The 21,637-nt window shown below is 35.0% G+C and carries 20 protein-coding genes and 1 riboswitch; of the genes, 10 read left to right on the plus strand and 10 right to left on the minus strand.

From position 1 onward, the window contains the following. Window positions 1–77: 77 nt before the first annotated feature. Both ACK1U5_RS24355 and ACK1U5_RS24360 read right to left on the minus strand, forming a co-directional pair. Window positions 78–1,160 carry a polysaccharide deacetylase family protein gene (locus tag ACK1U5_RS24355; RefSeq protein WP_001233715.1) on the minus strand — a complete coding sequence of 361 codons (1,083 nt, stop codon included), beginning with the start codon at window positions 1,158–1,160 and terminating at the stop codon, window positions 78–80. 147 nt (window positions 1,161–1,307) lie between these two features. Further along, window positions 1,308–1,481: a hypothetical protein gene (locus ACK1U5_RS24360; protein ID WP_000643592.1), complete on the minus strand. Its 174-nt coding sequence runs from the start codon at window positions 1,479–1,481 to the stop codon at window positions 1,308–1,310. Window positions 1,482–1,697: 216 nt separating this feature from the next. Between ACK1U5_RS24360 and ACK1U5_RS24365 the strand changes: the two genes are divergently transcribed. Then, window positions 1,698–2,405, plus strand: a complete 708-nt coding sequence (locus ACK1U5_RS24365) for a hypothetical protein (protein WP_069604851.1) — start codon at window positions 1,698–1,700, stop codon at window positions 2,403–2,405. Between the two features lie 51 nt (window positions 2,406–2,456). Here ACK1U5_RS24365 and ACK1U5_RS24370 read toward each other — a convergent pair whose 3' ends face one another. Beyond that, complete coding sequence (locus ACK1U5_RS24370; protein ID WP_069604852.1) at window positions 2,457–3,653, minus strand: NupC/NupG family nucleoside CNT transporter; 1,197 nt, start codon at window positions 3,651–3,653, stop codon at window positions 2,457–2,459. A gap of 202 nt (window positions 3,654–3,855) precedes the next feature. Then, a riboswitch (purine riboswitch) is annotated at window positions 3,856–3,957 on the minus strand. A 121-nt stretch (window positions 3,958–4,078) separates the two neighbouring features. On the opposite strand from ACK1U5_RS24370, the gene rlmD reads away from it, so the two are divergent. From rlmD to ACK1U5_RS24385, 3 genes are all read left to right on the plus strand, one after another. After that, complete coding sequence (gene rlmD / locus ACK1U5_RS24375) at window positions 4,079–5,455, plus strand: 23S rRNA (uracil(1939)-C(5))-methyltransferase RlmD (RefSeq protein WP_069604853.1); 1,377 nt, start codon at window positions 4,079–4,081, stop codon at window positions 5,453–5,455. 161 nt (window positions 5,456–5,616) lie between these two features. Then, a complete protein-coding gene (locus ACK1U5_RS24380; protein WP_000566706.1) occupies window positions 5,617–6,606 on the plus strand; it encodes a tRNA dihydrouridine synthase in 990 nt (329 codons plus the stop codon). Between the two features lie 351 nt (window positions 6,607–6,957). Beyond that, window positions 6,958–7,476: a YehS family protein gene (locus ACK1U5_RS24385; RefSeq protein ID WP_053565385.1), complete on the plus strand. Its 519-nt coding sequence runs from the start codon at window positions 6,958–6,960 to the stop codon at window positions 7,474–7,476. A gap of 238 nt (window positions 7,477–7,714) precedes the next feature. On the opposite strand, the gene ACK1U5_RS24390 is transcribed toward ACK1U5_RS24385, so the two are convergent. Genes ACK1U5_RS24390 through ACK1U5_RS24400 form a run of 3 tightly spaced genes read right to left on the minus strand, consistent with a single transcriptional unit; the run spans window position 7,715 to window position 9,911 of the window. Further along, window positions 7,715–8,482: a hypothetical protein gene (locus ACK1U5_RS24390; RefSeq protein WP_113710824.1), complete on the minus strand. Its 768-nt coding sequence runs from the start codon at window positions 8,480–8,482 to the stop codon at window positions 7,715–7,717. 3 nt (window positions 8,483–8,485) lie between these two features. Beyond that, complete coding sequence (locus ACK1U5_RS24395) at window positions 8,486–9,079, minus strand: hypothetical protein (RefSeq protein WP_113710823.1); 594 nt, start codon at window positions 9,077–9,079, stop codon at window positions 8,486–8,488. Window position 9,080: 1 nt separating this feature from the next. Beyond that, entirely contained in the window at window positions 9,081–9,911 is an 831-nt protein-coding gene (locus ACK1U5_RS24400) for a ParA family protein (RefSeq protein WP_069604958.1), read from the minus strand. 737 nt (window positions 9,912–10,648) lie between these two features. On the opposite strand from ACK1U5_RS24400, the gene ACK1U5_RS24405 reads away from it, so the two are divergent. Further along, the gene (locus tag ACK1U5_RS24405) at window positions 10,649–11,299 is read left to right on the plus strand and encodes a hypothetical protein (protein ID WP_069604959.1); all 651 of its coding nucleotides are present in this window, start codon (window positions 10,649–10,651) and stop codon (window positions 11,297–11,299) included. Between the two features lie 218 nt (window positions 11,300–11,517). Then, window positions 11,518–12,225 (plus strand): M48 family metallopeptidase, encoded by a 708-nt coding sequence (locus ACK1U5_RS24410; RefSeq protein ID WP_000582099.1) that lies wholly within the window; start codon window positions 11,518–11,520, stop codon window positions 12,223–12,225. A gap of 240 nt (window positions 12,226–12,465) precedes the next feature. Here ACK1U5_RS24410 and ACK1U5_RS24415 read toward each other — a convergent pair whose 3' ends face one another. Both ACK1U5_RS24415 and ACK1U5_RS24420 read right to left on the minus strand, forming a co-directional pair. Beyond that, complete coding sequence (locus ACK1U5_RS24415) at window positions 12,466–13,161, minus strand: hypothetical protein (RefSeq protein WP_000217576.1); 696 nt, start codon at window positions 13,159–13,161, stop codon at window positions 12,466–12,468. A 14-nt stretch (window positions 13,162–13,175) separates the two neighbouring features. Then, on the minus strand, window positions 13,176–14,285 hold the full coding sequence (locus ACK1U5_RS24420; protein ID WP_050964627.1) for a mandelate racemase/muconate lactonizing enzyme family protein: 1,110 nt from the start codon (window positions 14,283–14,285) through the stop codon (window positions 13,176–13,178). A 93-nt stretch (window positions 14,286–14,378) separates the two neighbouring features. Between ACK1U5_RS24420 and ACK1U5_RS24425 the strand changes: the two genes are divergently transcribed. Then, the gene (locus tag ACK1U5_RS24425) at window positions 14,379–15,650 is read left to right on the plus strand and encodes a hypothetical protein (RefSeq protein ID WP_000972807.1); all 1,272 of its coding nucleotides are present in this window, start codon (window positions 14,379–14,381) and stop codon (window positions 15,648–15,650) included. Here ACK1U5_RS24425 and nhaC read toward each other — a convergent pair. After that, a complete protein-coding gene (gene nhaC, locus ACK1U5_RS24430) occupies window positions 15,639–17,060 on the minus strand; it encodes a Na+/H+ antiporter NhaC (protein WP_000711525.1) in 1,422 nt (473 codons plus the stop codon). The two genes, ACK1U5_RS24425 and nhaC, sit on opposite strands and share 12 nt — an antisense overlap. Before the next feature lie 293 nt (window positions 17,061–17,353). Here nhaC and ACK1U5_RS24435 point away from each other — a divergent pair, with 293 nt between their 5' ends. The 3 genes from ACK1U5_RS24435 to ACK1U5_RS24445 all read left to right on the plus strand — a co-directional run bounded on the left by ACK1U5_RS24435 (window position 17,354) and on the right by ACK1U5_RS24445 (window position 20,062). Further along, window positions 17,354–18,469, plus strand: a complete 1,116-nt coding sequence (locus tag ACK1U5_RS24435; RefSeq protein WP_000853516.1) for a M20 peptidase aminoacylase family protein — start codon at window positions 17,354–17,356, stop codon at window positions 18,467–18,469. Window positions 18,470–18,703: 234 nt separating this feature from the next. Continuing rightward, window positions 18,704–19,312 carry an SAM-dependent methyltransferase gene (locus ACK1U5_RS24440; protein ID WP_057528186.1) on the plus strand — a complete coding sequence of 203 codons (609 nt, stop codon included), beginning with the start codon at window positions 18,704–18,706 and terminating at the stop codon, window positions 19,310–19,312. 3 nt (window positions 19,313–19,315) lie between these two features. Continuing rightward, the gene (locus ACK1U5_RS24445; protein WP_113710822.1) at window positions 19,316–20,062 is read left to right on the plus strand and encodes a hypothetical protein; all 747 of its coding nucleotides are present in this window, start codon (window positions 19,316–19,318) and stop codon (window positions 20,060–20,062) included. Window positions 20,063–20,103: 41 nt separating this feature from the next. Here ACK1U5_RS24445 and ahpF read toward each other — a convergent pair whose 3' ends face one another. Continuing rightward, entirely contained in the window at window positions 20,104–21,630 is a 1,527-nt protein-coding gene (gene ahpF, locus ACK1U5_RS24450) for an alkyl hydroperoxide reductase subunit F (RefSeq protein WP_050964617.1), read from the minus strand. Between the last annotated feature and the right edge of the window lie 7 nt (window positions 21,631–21,637).

Genomic DNA, 21,637 nt, shown 5'->3' on the forward strand with positions numbered 1-21,637 from the left:
TATAATACAAGAAAATTCTAAAAATATATATAAATATAAAGTAAAAAGAGAGCTCAAAATGTGTTGAGCCCTTATATTTACTTAATTGAAGAAGCAAACTGCTCTACAGTCGTTGTATGGTGTATACGAACGCGCTTCATCTTTAACAATTCATCAGGTTCACCCTTCGTAATGAATTGCCCAGGCTTTGTCGTCGTCGCAAATTGATAATACTTCTTCGTTTCTGCAACAACCTTATCATCTACATGACCGAATGGATAAGCAATCGCGATAACAGGCTTACCTGTTATTTTTTCTAGCTTTTCTTTTGAACCTTTTAACTCTTCCTCATAGTTTGTAATTTTCGGTAAGTCTGCATGTGTTGCAGTATGAGATTGCACCGAGAAAATGCCGGAATCAACCATTTCTTTTATTTCAGAAGTAGACAATGCTCCTTCTACATCAACGTTATCAACAATCATATATTCTGTTGCTGCCGGTTTAAAAGTATCATCTTTTAGCTTTTGTAAAATGCGAAATGCATTCATATTATTTTTCATACCGTCATCAAATGTAACGAAAATCGGTTTATTTACTTTATTTATATCGCCCCAGCGTTCAAACGTTAAAAGCGTATAACCATTGTCCTTTAAATGTTTCATTTGTGCTTCAAAGTTAGCTGGTGATACGAATAAGTCTTTAATGCCTTGACCATGATAATCATCAATTGCGTGATACATAAGAACAGGAACCTTTTGTTCGAAAGTAATAGTAGATTTCGTAAGCGGGATTGTTTTCCCATCTTCTTTCATTCCTGTTGCTTCAATTTGGAACTCACCGCGTTTTCCTTCAAATTCCTTTATATCAAAAGGAAGTGTGAATTGTTTCTCTTTTTCTTTAGAAGAAAAAGATTTAGCACTTTCCTTGCCATCAGCTGTGCGCCAAATTTTATATTGTACTTCATTTAAAGAATCTTTTATGTCTGTAATATGAATACTTGTGTTTGTAGATTCGTGTGTAACTGAATTATATGAGATTTTACCTTGTTCTTGCACAGTCTCTCCTTGTTTCTTAATCCCTTGAGCCGTTTTCTCTTTTTTAGGTTCTGGACTTACATTGTTAGTATTACAGCCTGCTAGAATGGCAGACGTACATAAAGCAATTGCTGCGTATTTTCTCATAAAAATCACCTTCTATTGTGTAGTATGTTGCATATTGATATTAAAATCCCCACCGCTATAAGAGTGGTGGGGATATACCCTTGTTCATCATATCATTTGAAGAAAATGAGGGGAATATGATTTTTAGGAGGCTATTAATGTAATAGTTTAGTGACTTTGAATAGATGTATTTTTTTGTTTCTTATTAGAATTAATAATAATATAACCGACTACAAAGATAAGAGGAATAATGAAGACATAGATAGGCATTCCCCATACATAATAGCTTTTCAGTGTTAAGACTAGTAAATGTAAGAAATCAAAAATTGCGTGAGCTTTCATAATATCCTCCAATGGTTTTTTGAAAATTATAACATTTTAAACTTGTTATTTGTATAATTTGGAAAGTTATTTAAGCTAATTTTAAAGTAAGAAGAATACATATTAATATGCAATTTTGCATAAGGATATGTATTTTATTAAAATATATAGATTTTATACTATAATGAAAACCGCTATAAAACTAAGTAAGAATAATATATGGAGTGGAGAATAGAAATGAAATATAAAAAAATAATATATATCTTTTTCATATCACTATTTATAGTTGGTTGCCAAAGTGAAGTGAGTAAAGTGAATAGTGTGGAAGAGTATATTCCACCGCATCTTATGAATGCGGAAGTGACGGCGGATATTATGACACTTGAGATGGAACCAGATACTCTTAAAAAGGTAGGGAGTATTGGTCAAAGAATGAGAGAGCATCTAGCAAGTAATATGGAATGGTATTTAAAATATGTAGAAGAACATGCAGAGAAAAAAAGTTTTCCATATCATCCTAATTTCGGTGTTACAAAAGAAGAGTATGAGTTTGTACTAAATGCAATTGATCAAAGTAAATTGGTTAATACAAAAGATGGAAAGCTGAAATTTAAGAAAAAAAATGATCATGAAGTAGAGATTTTTTCAAGTGAAAGTATAAAGCTCCTTAAATATGTAGTTATTGATACGAAGAAGAATACAGTAAAAACATCTCTAGGCGAATGTGAATATTTTGGAGAAATACTAGCGTCACCAGAACAGAAGTTAACTGGTCCTTGGCACGGAAAACAATGGATGTTAAAAAAAGATGACTTAATATATATATTTTCTTTAGGGAAAATTGAAGCAGAAAATAAATCAATTATTGATATTTCCGTGAAAGGTAAATATAAGGGGGAAATTATTAATAAGGAAGAGGCATTAGAGTTTTCTTCAGTTTCTTAAATGATGATAATAAAAAAATCACCTTGCTGTCTAAGCAAAGGTGATTTTTTATTAAATAAACAATCCAGCGATTGTCGCAGATAAAATAGAAGCAAGTGTTGATGCAAATAGCATTTTCCAACCAAATTTAGAAACAACGCTTCCTTGTTTTTCAGAAAGGGCACGGATTGTACCAACGATTGCACCAATTTGGCTAATACTTGCGAAGCTAATTAAGAATACTGTAACGATTCCAACTGTACGTGGAGCTAATGTTGTAGCTGTGTCTTTTAAATCAAGGATTGCTACAAACTCATTTAAAACAATCTTCGTACCCATAATACCACCAGCTGGGATAATATCTTGAGTTGGAATACCCATTAAGAATGCGAATGGAGAAAGTACGTAACCGAAGATTTGTTGTAAAGTAACAGCATGTCCCATTGCGCCTGAAGCTGCACTAATTACGTAGTTTACAACTTCCATCACACCGATAAAGGCGATCATTAATGCGGCAACGATACCAGCTACTTTTAAACCATCAAGCGCACCGTTAATCATTGCACCGATAAAGCTGTCCCCGAATAGCGTTCTATCAAATTTTTGAATCACTTCATCTTCTTTCTTCGTATCAACTGGTGTTAATAACGAACAAACGATTAAGCTTGAGAATAAATTTAGCGGAAGAGCTGCTAGTACGTATTTTGCATCTAACATCATTACGTATGATGCTGTAACAGAAGCAGAAACGGAGCTCATCGCAGAACAACAAATGATAAACATACGGTTTTTATTGAAATGCTGTAAATCGTTTTTAATAACGATTAACGCTTCACTTGAACCGAAGAATACAGAGTTTACTGCATGGAATGACTCAACGCGTGGTAAACCAGTAATTTTTGAAATTGCACCGCCGACAACGCGAACGATGAATGGTAAAACACCTAAATAACTAAAGATTGAAAGTAGTGCTGAGAAAAATACGATAATTAATAATACGTTTAAGAAAAAGACAAAATCTCTTTGAATTCCATTAAAGAGAAAATCGACACCTGTCGTACCAAGTTTAATTAGTTTGTTGAAAACCTTACTAATGAAAATAATGATTTGTTGACCAATCTTTGTAGCAAACATAAACCAACCGATTAAAATTTGGAAACCAATCATAATTGCAATTGCACGGAAGTTGATTTTACTTTTGTTGTTTGACAAAGCAAAACATAAACCTAACACGGCAAGAATACCGATAATGCTCATTACATATTGCATGTAGTTGCCCCTTTCAGAAGTTCGTATAAAGTTTGTACATAAAACGCTCGTTATATTACTAAAAATAAAGGAATGAGGTTTTATGTCATACGTAAGATGTCTGACCTTTTAGAAAAATAAAAATAAAAAAAGACCCATATGGATTCACTTTCATCTATGAGAGAAAGCTAATCAATATGAGTCCTTTTTTGCGCATAGGCTAATATTCATTAGTTTTCCCCATAGTCCAGCAATTTAAGGTTGCCGGGTAGAAACTCTCGATCCATATTATCAAGTATATATGAGGTAACATCGTCCGTATTAAATTAGTAGTAGCGTAACATTAACAGAGAACTATCGTCAATAGCTTTTTTTCTTCCAATAGAAAAAGACCATATAAGTATGATAAAATGTAACGCAGTGTTATGAAAAAGAGAGGTCGGAAAATGAGTACTAAAATGACGCCACCAGTTGAGAAAAACGAGTTTATAGATGTAGTATTTGAAGATTTAACACATGATGGTGCCGGTGTTGCGAAAGTAAAGGGCTATCCTATTTTCGTTAAAAACGGATTACCAGGTGAAGAAGCGCAAATTAAAATTATTAAAGTGAAGAAAAACTTCGCATTTGGTCGTTTAATGAAGCTTCATACAGAAAGTCCATATCGTAAAGATGCTGAATGTCCAGTATATAATCAGTGCGGCGGTTGTCAGCTTCAGCACTTAACTTATGAAGGACAATTACAAGCGAAAGAAAAACAAGTACGTGACGTTATGCAACGTATCGGAGGACTAGGTGATGTTCCTGTTCATCCTGTACTTGGCATGGAAAATCCGTGGGTATATCGCAATAAAGCACAAGTACCAATCGGAGAACGTGAAGGCGGACTTGTAGCTGGTTTCTATCGCCAAGGAACGCATGACATCATTAATATGGAATCATGCTTAATTCAGGCAGAAGAAAACGATACATTAATTCAAGAAGTAAAACGTATTTGTGAAAAGCACGGTATCACTGCGTACAACGAAGAGCGTAACAAAGGAACACTTCGTCACGTAATGGCTCGTTACGGACAAGTAACAGGGGAAATTATGCTTGTTTTCATTACACGTACAGCAGAATTGCCGAACAAAAACGCAATCATTGAAGAAATTGCAGCGAAATTCCCAGAAGTAAAATCCATTGTTCAAAACGTAAATACGAAGCGTACGAATGTAATCTTCGGAGATAAAACGACAGTACTGTACGGATCAGAATATATTTATGACTTTATCGGTGACATTAAATTTGCGATTTCAGCACGTTCATTCTATCAAGTAAACCCAGAACAAACGAAAGTGCTATACGATAAAACGTTAGAGTACGCAAAATTAAACGGTAACGAAACAGTAATTGATGCCTATTGCGGAATCGGATCAATCTCGTTATTCCTAGCGCAAAAAGCGAAAAAAGTGTACGGCGTTGAAATCGTCCCAGAAGCAATTGAAGACGCAAACCGAAATGCAGCACTAAACAACATGACAAACGCTGAATTTGGCGTAGGAGAGGCAGAAGTAGTCATTCCAAAATGGTACAAAGAAGGCGTAATTGCTGACACAATGGTCGTAGACCCACCGCGTAAAGGCTGTGACGAAGCATTACTAAACACAATCATCGACATGAGGCCAAACCGTGTCGTATACGTATCATGTAACCCAGCAACATTAGCACGTGATTTAAAAGTACTAGAAGAAGGCGGATATAAAACACAGGAAGTACAACCTGTTGATATGTTCCCGCATACGACTCATGTGGAGTGTGTGGCTTGGCTTAAGTTAGTATAATAGGAAAGCAGTTGATATAGAAAAAATCTATACCACCTGCTTTTTGGTTTACAAAAATACCATTCATAAGCGATTTTAGTTAAAATAAATATTGCTGATTTTCACAAATTATAAATTTAGATTTTGAAATTGTATTCATAGTGAGAGGATTTGAATTTGAAATGATAGATAATTTTTGGCGTGAATTACCACGACCATTTTTCGTACTTGCACCAATGGAAGATGTGACAGACGTTGTTTTCCGTCACGTAGTAAGTGAAGCAGGTCGTCCGGACGTATTCTTCACAGAGTTTACAAACTCGGATAGCTATTGCCATCCAGAAGGTATGAAAAGTGTACGTGGCCGTTTAATTTTTACAGAAGACGAACAACCGATGGTAGCACATATTTGGGGAGACAATCCCGAATACTTCCGTCAAATGAGTATCGGTATGGCAGAACTAGGATTTAAAGGCATCGATATTAATATGGGTTGCCCAGTACCGAATGTAGCATCAAGAGGGAAAGGTAGTGGCCTTATTCTACGTCCAGACGTTGCAGCAGAACTTATTCAAGCAGCAAAAGCGGGCGGACTACCTGTCAGCGTAAAAACAAGACTTGGCTTTAAAGAGTTAAGCGAGTGGGAAGATTGGTTAACGCACATCTTCAAACAAGATATTGCGAACCTTTCTATTCATTTACGCACAAGAGAAGAAATGAGCCAAGTAGATGCGCATTGGGAACTAATTCCGGAAATAAAAAAATTACGTGACCGCATTGCACCAAATACGTTAATAACAATCAATGGAGACATCCTTGATCGTAAAATGGGGCTGGAACTTGCTGAAAAATACGGCATTGATGGCGTAATGATCGGACGAGGCATCTTCAAAAATCCATTTGCGTTTGAAAAAGAGCCAAGGGAACATAGCAGTAAAGAACATCTAGATCTTTTAAGACTACAACTTGATTTACAAGATCAATATGCAGAAGTACTGCCACGCTCAATCACAGGACTTCATCGCTTCTTTAAAATTTATGTAAAAGGCTTCCCAGGAGCTGCTGAATTGAGAAATCAATTGATGAGTACGAAGTCGACGGATGAGGTGCGTGCTTTGTTGGATAAGTTTGAGGATAGTGTTGGTGAGGCTCAGGATAGTGAGACGGTTTAACTTTTAAGCACTTAAATCATTTCATATGTAGTGCATGACATGAGTGAGTTGAAAATAAGTGCAGAGCTGGAAAAGAACAGTGTATTTGAGAAATCAAAACACTGTTTTTTTCTTTTAGTTAATGTTAAGAGAGAAATCTTTTTATAGGCATATAAAAAACATGTAAGAGCTCTGTAGATACAATGATAGAGAAAAGTTCGGGTAAGACTATAAAACATATCTTTAAAATGTTAAAGTATTAATTTAGCGGACAATAACTAAAAGGTTAGATTAAACATGATAATTTAAAGCAGGTTATAGCATAAACTTTAACCGCTGAATAAATAATCAACATTTCAGGAGGGAAACCCAATGGCAATGAGCAACAACGATATATTAAAAAGAGTACGATACGCTTTAGATATAAGAGATATAGATATGGTGGAAATCTTTAAACTTGGCGGGATGGAAGTAACGAAAGAAGACGTAGTTGATATGCTTACAAAAATAAAGAGAGCTCCTCAGCATGAAGCTGAAAATGATGAGGTAGCTGAAGATGAGTACGTAAAAACATGCGATATGATGATGTTAGAGGCATTTTTAAATGGATTTATTACTTTAAAAAGAGGAAAGCAAGATCCGAAACCAGGGCAGCCTGCACCTGTACAGAGCAAGGAGAGTGCCAATAACCTTCTTCTAAAAAAAATGAAAATCGCACTATCTTTAACGAGTGAGGATGTACTTGATATATTAGATAGCGTAGGCGTTACGGTAACAAAAGGAGAGTTAGGCGCTCTATTAAGAAAAAAAGGCCATAAAAATTACAAAGAGTGCGGCGATAGATACGCAAGGAATTTCATTAAGGGATTAGGTGTAAAGTATAGAGGTTAAAAATAAGTATTGGATCATTTTTAGTTTAATACAGTGAAAAAAATTATATAAATTCTAAAAAAGTATTCATTTTAGATAAAATACAAATGAAAAAACTAAAATATGTGGAAAGCATTTAATTTCTCCGCATATTTTAGTTTTTGAAAGGTGATTTTTGACAACTCTATTCATAATCAGTATTGATATAAATAGGGTTGCTGCTGAATAAAGAATATTAATTAACTATTTTATGGTATTCTTATATTTCTCCAAAAATTTCTTGAATGTTTCTTTTATATCCATCTTGAGTAATTGCGCGTCTTATAACTTGTTTTTCTTCTTCTGAAAATTCATTTGCGTACAAGCTAGAGAAAAATATAATATTTAAAGTGTTAACAATGCTACTAAATGTCAATATATGATTTTCTATTTTTTTTAATGTATCGCTATGAGGAAGGATTTCTTCTACAAAGCTATTCAAATCAAAATATTTATCATTAGAACCGTGAACAAACTTCGAAAGTTCTTGATATTCACTTTTCCATAGTCCCATAATTTGAGAGGTAAAGTTATTAATTAAATTTATTTGCGTGGTATCATAGTAATAACTATAGGGATATTGCTTAATGTAGTCTCCCATTTCTTTTACAGATAAGTTTTTATATTCAGGGTCCGTTTTCTTTTTTGCGAATTCAATTGGATGGTCCTTGAAATAAATAAAACTAATGATGTTTTCTAACGACCTTCTAATCATTGAGTATGAAGGGCTCTTAAAACCTAAAACACCTAAAATTAAAACTTGATTAATATTGGATATCGTTTCTTTCAAATACTGTGATGGACCATCGGAGATTGAATTACTTCTATCTAATACTCTATTCCATAGCTTGAAGGATACAATACTCTTCAGTATAGAGGAAGAAAAGTTATTATAATAAGTTAGATTTTCAGTATTAAGGTTATATGTTTTTTCCAAATGCTTATTAAGTTGTTCCCGTTGCTGAATAATGTGATCATCTGCTAACATGATTTATCGCTCCTTATGAAACTTGAAAAACTCTAACCAAACATCAACAAAATTACTTTCTTTGTTATCAATAGAGTTGTCGTTAGAATAAGTGTTTTTGATAGTTAACTTATCATTTGATAGAGAGCTATTATAATCAAACTTATTAATTGTATTATTTTTCATGAATTTTCTCCACAATTTTAAGAATAAATCTAATTCGTTGTTTTCTTTTTGGGCTATTTCGCTGACAATAATGCCTATTAGTTCATTTCGACTTCTTTTTCTTTTGCTTAGTCCTTGAATGTTTAATGAAAATTCAGCGAGTTTAATAATATCGTTATTTGATGGAAACTTTGTTTTATCAATTAAAACTAATGGTAGCAAACCTATTAGTTCTTCTCTTTCGTTTTTCTTCTCTTTTTTGTCAGGGGAAATTTGCATTTCATTTTTTTCTATTACGGAACCAGCTAATAATTGGAATAATTCATCTCTGACATCATCTAGTATTTTGTTGTCAACTTTAATGAAATGATGACCTTGGTCGGAGGATGAAGAGTTAATTGAATCCAGTATGTCTAAGGCCATATAAATAACACTTTTTGTCTCTTCTCTCATTTTAAACCCTCGCCTTTCTCATGAATTCTTGCGTAATAGCTATCATTTGTTTGGTAGTCTCTTCGTCTCCTAAGTCAATTATATATGTTTTTCCATTTTTTTTGTTTTCAGGTGAAAGGGCTTTTTCTATCAATGTTCGTGCTTTTAATTCAGAACTAAACAGTTTTCGTTTCCACTTAACATCTTTCTTTATTAACGCCTTTACATCTTCATAAATATTCCAATTAGATTTAACCATTGTAAGGGTAATACCTAAAAATTCAAGATCTTGTTCAAAATCATCCTTTAAACTACGAATGTAATTTTCTAATAATGGTAAGCCGAAAAACGATAAATAATCTGTTTTCATGGGCACGATATATCCATCGGAACTTAATAGGGATAACTTAGTATACCCTGAGATTGTTGGAGGACAGTCTAGGATAATAACATCATATATTTCATTGAGCTTTCTCTCCCTAATAAATTGTTTTAATCTTAACGGCCTTTCATTTAGATTTAAACTCATTAGTTGTAAATGAGAAGGGATAATATCAAAATTCTCATAAATTGGATAAATAAACTCAGGTTCTTCTTCTTTCCCACCCTTAATGACCCCTGGTAAATCTAATTGTGGAGATAAGATTCCAAATATTGAATTTGTGGGTTTAGTAAGAATAGATCTAACTTGTTCGTCATTTAATGTGTATTGAGTTGCATTCATTTGTGGATCCATATCAATTAATAAGACCTTTAATTTGTACATTTTGGCCATGGTGTATCCTACATTAACGGCAAGTGTAGTTTTACCTACGCCTCCTTTCATGTTAATAAATGTTATTATTTTTCCCATATTATTGTTCCTCCTCTATATATATACAATTTTTATTTTATCATTTATTGCTCCGAAAGAGACAAGGAGTTTGTACTGTACCTTTGTATGGAAGAACAGATAAGGAAAAACTCAATATAAGTTGGAATAAATGGTATAGAGTATCGATTTGTAGTATTAATTATAGTCTAGGCATGAGTCCATGTAATTTTTAATAAATATTTAGTGAAAATAAGACATGCGCATAAAAGGGAATTGGGATTTTTCTTATTGCAACTAATCATAGGGGGAAACGAATAAGATGTTATTGTTTAAATTATATGAAACATCTAATGTTTTGTAGAAGCCTCCTGTTATAATAAGTTTTGACGATTAATTGGTAGAGGAGTAGGTGACTTGGTAAGTATTAAAGAGAAAATAAAATGTAATTTAATAGAGTTTATAACAAAAAACTTTAGTATTAATGAGAATGCGTTAAATGTTTTGATTGATACTGAATCCATTATGAGCGGAATATAGATGTATTTAAATACGACGGAGGATATGTATATTAAGGATACTAAAATAGATGAAATTATTAATTTAGTTATTGAAAAAATATAATCATAAAGGAAATCCAATTTAACATGGGGAGCAAGGTAGAATTTAGGGGGTATAAATTTTTTTATAATGCTTTTTTATTTATATAATGAGTGTATTAGTGTAAAAAAAGAATATATTTTATATTGACCGGAATGTATTGTGAAGAAGGAGAAAAAATGGGGAAAAATAGAAATAAGACTAATAAAATAAATAATAATCAAAAAAAGAATAAGACTGATTATTTAACTATAATTGTAACAGCTTTGATTACAGGGGGGATTTCCTTTGCAGGAAATTATATGATTTTAAATAGGCAATTGGAACAAGAAACTGTGAAAAGGGATTATGAAGTGAAAAAATCCATTTACACCTCTTTTTTAGATAAAATAAACCAAAAAGATGATTTATTAATTCAAGAACTTTTGGTTATTGGGTCTTTATCAAGACAAATCGATACAGATAGTAGTATAAGGGTTTTAGAGGATAAAATATTCGAATTTCACTCTAAGTATCAGTGGATGGAGATATACTCAAAATTGAATTTGTATTTAAATAATCTCAATTTAGTCTCAAATCCTAAAATAAAAATGTATGTAAAGGATATTATAAATGTAATATCTTATAGAAAAGATTTGATTGATTATGAAAAATATCCGAGCGACTTTAGGAAGAAAGGACTAGATTGGATTGCATCTGAAGGGGGAGAAATGGTGGAGAATTATGGATCAAATGGAAAACTGTCTAATGATGTATGGTACTCAATGATGATGGCATCAGAAATATTAGATATATTAATAGAAGAGATGAGTGAAGACTTAAATAAATGATAAAAATTTAGTTTTAACAATTTAGGTCGCAAAGAGAAGAATAGAATTTGTATAAAAATGAGAACTTAATTAGCAGTTCTCGTTTTTTATTAGGTGATAAAGGGTGTAAGGTATAGAGGGTGATAAGCTTGCTAAAGCAGTAAATGATATAATAGGTAGAGTAGGACGTTTGTATCCTACTCTTTTTTATTTGTAAAAATACTATGCTAGGTGATGAAATGATACATACATATTTAGGTGAGACAATTAATTTTCATATAACTTATAAGAAGAAAAAGTCCGTGCGTCTTTTTGTAGATTCATACGGAAATGTGGAAGTACAGGCTCCGAAAGGGACACCTGTTGAATACTTAGTCCAGTTGCTAGAGGAAAAGTGGGATTGGATTCAGACAACTCGTAAGGAAATGGCGGAGCGAGCGCGTGGACCACAGGAAAAGGATTACGATCAAGGAGAAGGCTTTTTGTATTTAGGGAATACGTATCCGATACAGATTTCCCAAGATGTAAGCATTGAGCAAGACAATGCGATTTTTGAAGGGGATAAGTTACATATTTATGTAAAAGAGCTAAAGGATGAGAAAATACAGCAAGCTTTAAAACGATTTTATTATAAGCAGTGTAAAGCTTTAGTAGAGAAAAGCATTAAAGCGCATCAAAGTAATTTCAAAACAAAACCACGTTCTATTCGTATTAAAGATAGTAGTCGTACTTGGGGTACTTGCGATTCGAATTTACAACTAACATTCAATTGGAAGCTAGCAATGGCACCACAGCGAGTAATTGACTATGTAGTTGTTCATGAAATGTGTCATATGGTTCATTTAAATCATGATCGATCGTTTTGGCGTCTTGTCGGGAAAATCATGCCCGATTATAAGGAAATGGAGAACTGGTTAGCTTTATCTAGTTGGAAGATGACGGTTTAATGTTGCGCTTTGTATAGGTTGCAATTATTGTCAATCTTTGTCGGTAAGTCGATATATTTCGAAAATCGCTGATATATTTGAAGTTGCGCCGATATATTTCGAAAATCGCTGATATATTTGGAGTTGCGCCGATATATTTCGAAAACCGCTGATATATTTGGAGTTGCAATCGATATGTTCAATGAAGAGAAAGTAAAAGGAGAGGTCACAGCAGACATCTCCTTTTTTCGAGTATATAGATTATCGTCCAAACTTCACAACAAAATCCCCATCCACTTTCGCCATCTCATACCCACGATACCCCTCCAAAAGCAAAGCCTGCTGTCCACTAGCATCACTCATTAGAATACTTTGAACATCCGTCAAATCGCTTTCTTTATCTCCGCGCAATTTCTTCACAAAAACATACCGCAGACTACCACCATACTTTTCCTTCAGCGCAGCAATCTCCATTCCTTGCGCAAATTTATCCTTCAAGCTCGGAATGTTAAAAGGAGCAACGGTGCAGCATACGTAATCATATTTGCTGTCTTCTTTTTGCAATTCTTCCATAATGACTTTCGCTAATATTTTTTGCATCCCATTTCCTCGGCAGTTCGGATGAACGTTTGAGATTTCTTGATAGATGACGCGGTGCAGTTCACTTTCTGATAGACCAATATCAAGCCCTAAATGTTCATCGTCGATAGGAGGGACGAGTAGAGCGCGAAATGCGATGAGTTTGTTTTCGATAAAAGCACCGATCATCATGCCGTTTCCTTCTAGAATGTATTGAAATTCTTCTTGTGAGAGTGGTTGTAAACGACTTTTATCTTCTAGTGCTTCAATTACGATGTTTTGTAGTGATAAAATTTGTTCGATGTGCTCTAGTGATAGTAATGTAACGTGAAATGATTCGTTATTTTGTTTTAATGTTCCTTTGTATAGAACTGTCATATGATAGTCCTCCTTTAGCGTACAACGTCTTGAAAGACGGTTAGTTCTTGTAGTGTATCTTCGTTTATTTCAATGCCGAGTCCGGGCTTTTCGTTTAGGCGAATGAATGGTACATCGTAATGTAAGTTTCCAATGTCTTTCGTGAATTTTAATGGTCCTGTTAGCTCTACGCTCGTAATGATTTTCTTTGAGAAAGCGACATGGAATCCTGCGGAAGAGGCAACAGATGATTCGACCATTGATCCCACTTGGCATTCAATGCCGGCCATTTCAGCTTGATGAGCGAGCTTTACAGCTGGATGTATGCCACCGCATTTCATTAGTTTTATATTTACTTTATCAGCAGCTTCTAATTTAATAATTTGGCGCATTTCACGAGAACTTTTTAGTCCTTCATCAATCATAAGCGGGAGGTCCGTCTTAGAACGGATATGAGCCATGGCATCAATATCGTCCGCGATAACAGGTTGTTCAATCCAGTCAATGTTTAAATGTCCTAATGAACGCAGTGCTGTTAATGTGTTTGCGCTATTTTTCCAGCCTTGGTTTACATCAACGCGAATAGCGATGTCATTTCCTACACGTTCTCGTACAGCTTCAATACGTTTCACATCTTCTTTTACATTCGTACCAACTTTCATTTTGAAAGATTGGTAACCTTTTTGAATCATAGAAGCAGCTTCTTCAGCCATATCTTCAGGATCGGCAATACTTAAAACGTGAGTGATAGGGAATTCTTCATGGTAGCGCCCGCCAATTAATTGATATACAGGTTGATTTAGTTTTTTGCCCATTATATCAAAACAAGCAATATCAATTGCGGCTTTCGCTGTTGGAACACCGTAAATTGTATTGTCCATCATGTCGTGTATTTTTTCGATATTCATTGGATTTTTCCCGATTAGAGCAGGGGTTAGCGTATGTTTTAAAGTATGGAAAGTACTTTCCCATGATTCACCTGTGACGTGATCATCAGCAACGCCTTCACCGTAACCGATAATACCTTCATCTGTTTCCATTTTGACGATAATAGAGGGCATATCAGAATAAGAGCCATAACTAATAACAAACGGATTGCGAAGCGGTAAACGAATTGCGTAAAGATGAATAGCTGTAATTTTCATTGAATAGAAACCCCTTCCTGTTTACAATAGTTTTGTACATTTGATATAGTTGACGTTAAATAGTCGTTAATTAATGATAAGGAGTTAGAGAAAATGATGATAAAAATTGCAGTTGTCGGTTCAAAGGAGTTTATGGAGAACCTTTTTCCTATTGCTCAAAAATTAGAAGGAATAGAAATTGATCCATATATTTACCTTCATCCGGCGGAATCTTCTGAATTATTAAAGTGTCTAAAGCCTTGTGATGTCATCTTTTTCTCAGGTGCTTTACCTTATTATATGGCAAAAGAAATAAGAGAACAATTACGAATTCCAAGTACATACTTACAGCAAGACGAGACAACTGTCGCATCTTCAATTCTTTCTATCATGTATCATCAAAGTATTCAACCACATAACATTTCCATCGATTTAGTAGACCGCTCGTTTATTACAAATGTGTTCCATGATATTGGTATAAAAGAAAGCCCGCAAGTGTTGGATTATGAAAATATGCTGTGGAGTAAAGATGAAATAAATAGAGTTATCGATTTTCATGTAGCTAAATATCAATCTGGAGAGGCTCATTTAGCTTTAACTAGTATTCACGCTGTTTACGATGAGCTTCAAAAAATAGGTGTTCCTTCAGAGCGTATGATTGATCCAACACAGTCCATTATACATGGGCTAAAAGATGCAAAAATAAAAGCTGAGTTAGCAAAAAGCTATTCAGCTACTGTTGGTGCTTGTATTATTTCTTCCTTAGAATTACGAGCGAGTTTGCTTGAAAAACTAGATGTCATTTCAAAAGAACTACGTGGTTCATTTAAACAAGTGGATGAAATGACATGCATTTTGTATACAACTCGTGGTGATATCGAATCAATTATTAAAACAAATGCGATAGATAACTTGTTTGCGAGCGTAGAAGGAACGATAGCTATTGGATTTGGTTATGGGAAAACCGTGAAAGAGGCGGAGCAAAATGCAAAAATTGCTCAAAGTTTTGCAAAGAATAATCCAATAGATCGTTGTTTTTATATACTAACAAGTGATAAAGATTTGTTTGGTCCGTTCCCGAAAAAACAGAGAGTACAAAGTTTGAAAAATGATAATCCGGAACTAATGAAAATAGCGAAGGAAACGAAGCTTAGTCCGGCCAACTTGTCAAAAATCATTCAATTTAGTCAATCGCATCCGTCATTGAAGTTTACAGCAGCTGATCTTTCTGAGTACTTACAAGTGACTCGAAGATCGACAGAAAGGTTGTTAAAGAAATTAGTTGATTACGGGTATGCTCATATTTGCGGCGAGGAAATGCCCTATCAACAAGGGCGACCTCGCGCACTATATGAACTGAATTTACCGCTATTTTTAAGCTTCTAGTTGAGCTTTTTGTTTCTTTAGTAGTTCTGCTTTTTCAATGTCTGATAGTTTTACAATTGTGAAGCCTGTTATACCATAAATGATTGAGATAATAGGTACGATGAAATTCAAAATAGCATAAGGGGCATATTCAAATGCACCTACGCCAAGTGTAGCGAGAATAAATACACCGCACGTATTCCAAGGAACGAAGACAGAAGTTAATGTTCCGCCATCTTCTAATGCTCTGGATAAGTTTTTTGAATGTAGTCCTTTTTCTGTGTATGCATTTGCGTACATTCTTGAAGGGACAACAATTGAAATATATTGTTCAGAGCAAGTAAGGTTTGTTGCAAAACAAGATGCGATAGTAGAAGCGATAAGCCCTTTTGCTGATTTCGCTAACTTTAAAATTTGATTTACAATTGAGCGAAGAATACCTGTATGTTCTAATACTCCTCCGAAAGTCATAGCGACAATTGTCATAGAGACTGTATTCATCATCGAATCTAAGCCACCGCGGTTAAATAGTTCGTCTACTAGCTTGTTTCCAGTGTCTATAACAAATCCAGCTTGGAGTGCACCGACAGATGCTGAGACAGAACCACCTTGAATAAAGACTTGTGATAAAAATCCTAAAATAATACCGACGAGAATCGCTGGTATAGCAGGAACTTTTTTTGCGACCAATACCATAACGACTACGGGTATAATGAGTAGGAAAGGTGAGATAACAAAGTTTTGTTGCAATACTTGTAACGTTTGATCGATGCTCTTCGCATCAATATTGTTAGCGCCGAAGCTTCTTCCTAAGACCGCGTAGACGATAAGAGTAATAATTAAACCTGGAACTGTAGTAAATAACATATGACGAATGTGTGCGAATAAATCTGTATTTGTTAATCCTGCGGCTAAGTTAGTTGTGTCTGAAAGCGGTGACATTTTATCGCCAAAATAAGAGCCTGAAATAATGGCACCAGCAACCATTGGAGCTGGGATTCCCATACTTAGGCCAATTCCCATTCCAGCAACACCAATTGTCCCCATTGTAGACCAAGAGCTACCAATTGCTAATGCAACGATAGAACAAATGACGGTAATGGAAACTAAAAATAGTGATGGAGTTAAAAGTTTTAAACCGTAATAAATCATCGTTGCGACGATTCCACCGCCAATCCAAGCACCAATTGTTAAGCCAACAAGAATAATAATGACGATAGCGGGTAATGCAAGACGAATCCCTTTATACATTGCTTCTTCAAGATCATTCCATTTGTAACCGTAACGCCAAGCGACAATAGAAGCAACGGTTGTACCAATAATAAGTGGAACGTGAGGGGTTTGTTTTAATACAACAATTGTAACCATCATAACTGCAACGGTAATGATAATAGGGATAATCGCTATTCCAAAAGGTATTTCTTTTTTCATAAAGTTCCTCCTTGTTACGTATGTTTGTTTGTATTTTTAGAATTGTCGTAAAATAGACGTTTATTAGGTTATGATAACTAAAAGTTTATGTAAGCGTCAACATAAAAAACAGAAAATAAGGAATGTTCTAGTTGTTTGTTTAGTTTGTAATATAAGTGCAGAGTAAGCTTTTTAAGTATTTAAAAATAAATAATTGACTTTTTTCTTAAAATTCAATATGTTCATAAAAACATCTGTTTTTCATAAGTATAATTAACCCGAATCGTTTGTAATGTGGGAAGGAGACTGGAACGTTGAAAACATTAGAACTACAAGAGCGCTTAACGGAGATTTTTCAGCATTTACACGAAAACCCTGAAGTAAGTTGGAAAGAATATGAAACGACAGCGTATATTACTGACTTTTTAAAAGAAGAAGGAATTTCATATAGAACATTTGATGATTGTCCAGGTGTAATTGCTGAGATTGGAGGCGGGAATCCAGTTATTGCGATTCGTGCTGATATGGATGCACTTTGGCAAGAAGTAAATGGAGAATTTAAAGCGAACCATTCATGTGGCCATGATGCTCATATGACCATTGTAATGGGACTTATTTTACAATTGAAAAATATGAGATGGAAAAGTGGTACGGTTAGATTTATTTTTCAGCCAGCAGAAGAGAAGGGGAATGGTGCTTTGAAGATGGTGGAGAAAGGTGCGGTAGATGATGCTGATTTCTTATTTGGCGTCCATCTAAGACCAATTGAAGAACTATCTTTGAAACAAGCAGCCCCATCTATTCGTCATGGAGCAGCAGGATTTTTAGAGGGTATGATTCATGGGGAGGATGCACACGGGGCAAGACCACATCAAGGTGTGAATGCAATTGATGTCATTTCCATGATTAATATCGGTTTGAAAAATATTTGGCTGCCACCGCAAAGTTCTTATTCAGTAAAAATGACGAGATGCCAAGCTGGTGGTGATAATTTAAATATTATTCCGGGAAATGGTCATTTCAGTTTAGATGTAAGAGCAGAGAGTAATATACTATTAGAAGAATTAAAGAAAAAGATTGAGCATGTAATAGAATCAGCTGCATCGATGGGATCAAAAACTTCATACGAATGGATGGATCTTGCACCAGGAGCAGAGGTTTCCGAAGAAGCAGAGCGCTTTATGCGTAAAGGTATTCTCGAAGTGTATGGGGAAGAGAGATGCACAGGGCCTCTCTATACGACAGGAAGCGATGATTTCCATTACTATACAGTGAAAAGACCACATTTAAAAGCTGTCATGCTTGGACTAGGAGCGGACCTACAACCTGGATTACACCATCCGTATATGAGGTTTGATCATAGTTGTATTATGGATGGGGTAGAAATATTGAAACAAACTGTATTGAAAGTGTTAGAAGACAGGGGCTAGAGAGCTCCTGTTTTTTTGTCGTGAATTGTCGGCAAATCGATATATTTGAAAAACCGTTGATATATTTTGAGTTATGATAGATATATTGAGAAAATCGTTGATATATTTGAAGTTACGATAGATATATTAAGAAAATCGTTAATATAATTTCACGTACCTATTAATTTGATGAAAAATGAGCCTCCAGTACATGGTGTATAATAATAAGTACCATTTTTTAATAGGAGAAAACGAATGAACGAACAATATTACGATGCAGTTTTACATATAAAAACAGTCGGTGAGCAAAAAGGTTTTAACAAGTCTATGCATTATCATCGCTATGAACCGACACCGTATAGCGGGTTAGATGAGTTATTGAATCAATATGAAATACGAAGTAGCGACCGAATTGTAGACTTTGGGTGCGGAAAAGGGCGGTTAAACTTTTATATGCACCATAAGTGTAGTGCTTCAGCGGTTGGAATTGAAATGAATGAAGAGTTTTATAAAGAAGCGATGGATAATCTTAATCGTTATGCCCGAAAGGTAAGAAACAGTAAAGACAAAATTCGATTTGAATGCTGTTTAGCACAGGAATATGAGATTGATCCATGTGATAACCGGTTTTATTTCTTTAATCCATTTTCTGTACAAGTGTTTATGAATGTAGTAAATAACATTTTGTTTTCAGTAGAAGAAACGGGGAGAGAAGTGGATATTATTTTATATTATCCTTCTGAGGACTATATTTTCTTCTTAGAAAATCAGACTGCGTTTGAGCTGAAGAAAGAAGTAAGGTTGCCTGGGGCTTATGAGAAGAATGGGAATGAGAGGTTTTTAGTGTATAGATTGGAGTGTTAATGTATGGGTGCTTGGGGAGTAGCAATATTATCAGACGATATTGCTGAAGATATTAAGTTACTGTATAAGGATTTGTTAGCAAATGAATATTCAAATGAGGAAGCAAGTAGGATTGTAATTGAGGAATACAAGAATGAATTAGATGATGAAGAGACTATTGTTTTTTGGTTGGTATTTTCTTCTATACAATGGAAGTTAGGGAGACTCCAAGAGAATGTTAAGCAAAAAGCATTGCAAATAATAGAGAGTGGTGCAGATTTAGCCCGCTGGGAAGAAGAACCTAAATTACAGAAGAAACGTGAAGCAGTTTTAAATAAACTAAGAGAACAGTTACATTCTCCGCAGCCAGAAGCTAAAAAAGTGCCGAAGAGATTTATAGCTAATACTTCTTTAAAAGCAGGTGATGCTGTTAGTTATGAATTAGTATCAGGGAGTTATATTATTCTTAAAGTCATTGAGATTATTGAGGAATGGCACGGAGATCGGTATCCTCTATTTGAAATATGTGACTGGGAAGGCAAAGAAGTTCTTTCAAAGGAACAAATTGACCAATTCGGTTTAAAGAAAAGGATTTATGAAGATGGAAAGAAAGAAATGATGAAACTTGCTATTTATCCTTCAGGTAAAAGAGATAATCCAACTAAGAGAATGCAAGTAGTAGCAGAAAATGTAAAAGTAGTATTGAATGTAGGAACACCTTATACAGTAATGAGTTGGAAGGAACTTGATAACTATTTACATGAAATATAATAAAAAAGACGCGCTACCAATAGGTAGCGCGTCTTTTTTTATTAGTTACGGATTAAGTAATCAAATGCACCTAAAGCTGCGTTTGCACCTGAACCCATAGAGATGATGATTTGTTTGTACGGATTATTTGTACAGTCACCTGCAGCAAACACTCCTGGTACGTTTGTAGCGCCGTGCTTGTCTGTTACGATTTCACCGCGAACGCGTTCAACTGTTTCGCCTAACCAGTCTGTGTTTGGCACAAGACCGATTTGTACGAATACACCTTGTAATTCAACGTGATGAACTTCTTCAGTTTCACGATCGATGTAAGAAATACCGTTTACTTTATCAGTACCAGTGATTTCTTTCGTTTGAACGTTTTTCAGAACAGTTACGTTTGGTAAGCTGTTAAGACGCTCTTGTAATACAGCATCAGCTTTTAATTCTGGCATGAATTCAAGAACAGTTACGTGCTTAACAATACCTGCTAAGTCGATAGCTGCTTCAATACCAGAGTTACCTCCGCCGATAACTGCTACGTCTTTTCCAGTGAATAATGGACCGTCACAGTGTGGGCAATATGCTACACCTTTATTTTTGAACTCAGCTTCACCTGGTACGCCAACATTACGCCAGCGAGCACCTGTAGAAACGATTACGCTCTTACTTTTCAGAATAGCGCCGTTTTCAAGTTCCACTTCAATAAGTTCTTTTTTCTCTAAACGTTTCGCACGTTGTAGATTCATTACATCGATGTCGTATTCTTTTACGTGCTCTTCAAGGCTTGCTACTAGCTTAGGACCTTCAGTCTTTTTTACGCTGATGAAGTTCTCAATGCCCATAGTATCCATTACTTGACCACCGAAGCGCTCAGCAACGATACCAGTGCGGATGCCTTTACGTGCTGCGTAAATTGCTGCACTTGCACCAGCAGGGCCCCCACCAACAACAAGAACATCGTATGGATCTTTATCAGAAAGCTCTGATGCATCTGGACCGTTACCCATTTTAGCTAAAATTTCTTCAAGTGTCATACGACCGCTTCCGAAAGATTCGCCGTTTAGGTAAACAGTTGGTACTGCCATGATGTCTTTGCTTTCTACTTCCTCTTTGAATGCAGCGCCATCAATCATAGTATGTGTAATACCAGAGTTAAGAACGCTCATTACGTTAAGAGCTTGTACAACATCAGGACAGTTATGACAACTTAGGCTGATATAAGATTCAAAATGATATTCGCCTTGAATGTTTTTAATTTGATCGATTAATTTTTGTTCAACTTTTGGAGCGCGTCCACTTACTTGTAGTAAAGCTAACACTAATGATGTAAATTCGTGTCCTAATGGAATACCAGCGAATACGACACCAGTGTCTTCACCAGGGCGGTTTACGCTAAAGCTTGGTGTTCTCTCTAATTCAACTTTTTCTACTGTAATCTTAGATGACATAGTAGCTAATTCGTCTACTAGAGCTAACATATCTTTAGATACGTTATCGTCTCCTGCGCTTACCTTAAGTAAAATATCGTTCTCCATTAATTGAAGGTATTGGGATAGTTGTGTTTTTATATCTGCATCTAGTATCATTTTGATC

Source organism: Bacillus sp. XB1 (genome assembly GCF_053557995.1).

Bases quoted from the DNA above. Each gene is read 5' to 3' on its own strand.
- ACK1U5_RS24355 (WP_001233715.1), bottom strand. From the start codon at position 1,160: ATGAGAAAATACGCAGCAATTGCTTTATGTACGTCTGCCATTCTAGCA.
- ACK1U5_RS24360 (WP_000643592.1), bottom strand. From the start codon at position 1,481: ATGAAAGCTCACGCAATTTTTGATTTCTTACATTTACTAGTCTTAACA.
- ACK1U5_RS24365 (WP_069604851.1), top strand. From the start codon at position 1,698: ATGAAATATAAAAAAATAATATATATCTTTTTCATATCACTATTTATA.
- ACK1U5_RS24370 (WP_069604852.1), bottom strand. From the start codon at position 3,653: ATGCAATATGTAATGAGCATTATCGGTATTCTTGCCGTGTTAGGTTTA.
- rlmD (WP_069604853.1), top strand. From the start codon at position 4,079: ATGAGTACTAAAATGACGCCACCAGTTGAGAAAAACGAGTTTATAGAT.
- ACK1U5_RS24380 (WP_000566706.1), top strand. From the start codon at position 5,617: ATGATAGATAATTTTTGGCGTGAATTACCACGACCATTTTTCGTACTT.
- ACK1U5_RS24385 (WP_053565385.1), top strand. From the start codon at position 6,958: ATGGCAATGAGCAACAACGATATATTAAAAAGAGTACGATACGCTTTA.
- ACK1U5_RS24390 (WP_113710824.1), bottom strand. From the start codon at position 8,482: ATGTTAGCAGATGATCACATTATTCAGCAACGGGAACAACTTAATAAG.
- ACK1U5_RS24395 (WP_113710823.1), bottom strand. From the start codon at position 9,079: ATGAGAGAAGAGACAAAAAGTGTTATTTATATGGCCTTAGACATACTG.
- ACK1U5_RS24400 (WP_069604958.1), bottom strand. From the start codon at position 9,911: ATGGGAAAAATAATAACATTTATTAACATGAAAGGAGGCGTAGGTAAA.
- ACK1U5_RS24405 (WP_069604959.1), top strand. From the start codon at position 10,649: ATGGGGAAAAATAGAAATAAGACTAATAAAATAAATAATAATCAAAAA.
- ACK1U5_RS24410 (WP_000582099.1), top strand. From the start codon at position 11,518: ATGATACATACATATTTAGGTGAGACAATTAATTTTCATATAACTTAT.
- ACK1U5_RS24415 (WP_000217576.1), bottom strand. From the start codon at position 13,161: ATGACAGTTCTATACAAAGGAACATTAAAACAAAATAACGAATCATTT.
- ACK1U5_RS24420 (WP_050964627.1), bottom strand. From the start codon at position 14,285: ATGAAAATTACAGCTATTCATCTTTACGCAATTCGTTTACCGCTTCGC.
- ACK1U5_RS24425 (WP_000972807.1), top strand. From the start codon at position 14,379: ATGATGATAAAAATTGCAGTTGTCGGTTCAAAGGAGTTTATGGAGAAC.
- nhaC (WP_000711525.1), bottom strand. From the start codon at position 17,060: ATGAAAAAAGAAATACCTTTTGGAATAGCGATTATCCCTATTATCATT.
- ACK1U5_RS24440 (WP_057528186.1), top strand. From the start codon at position 18,704: ATGAACGAACAATATTACGATGCAGTTTTACATATAAAAACAGTCGGT.
- ACK1U5_RS24445 (WP_113710822.1), top strand. From the start codon at position 19,316: ATGGGTGCTTGGGGAGTAGCAATATTATCAGACGATATTGCTGAAGAT.
- ahpF (WP_050964617.1), bottom strand. From the start codon at position 21,630: ATGATACTAGATGCAGATATAAAAACACAACTATCCCAATACCTTCAA.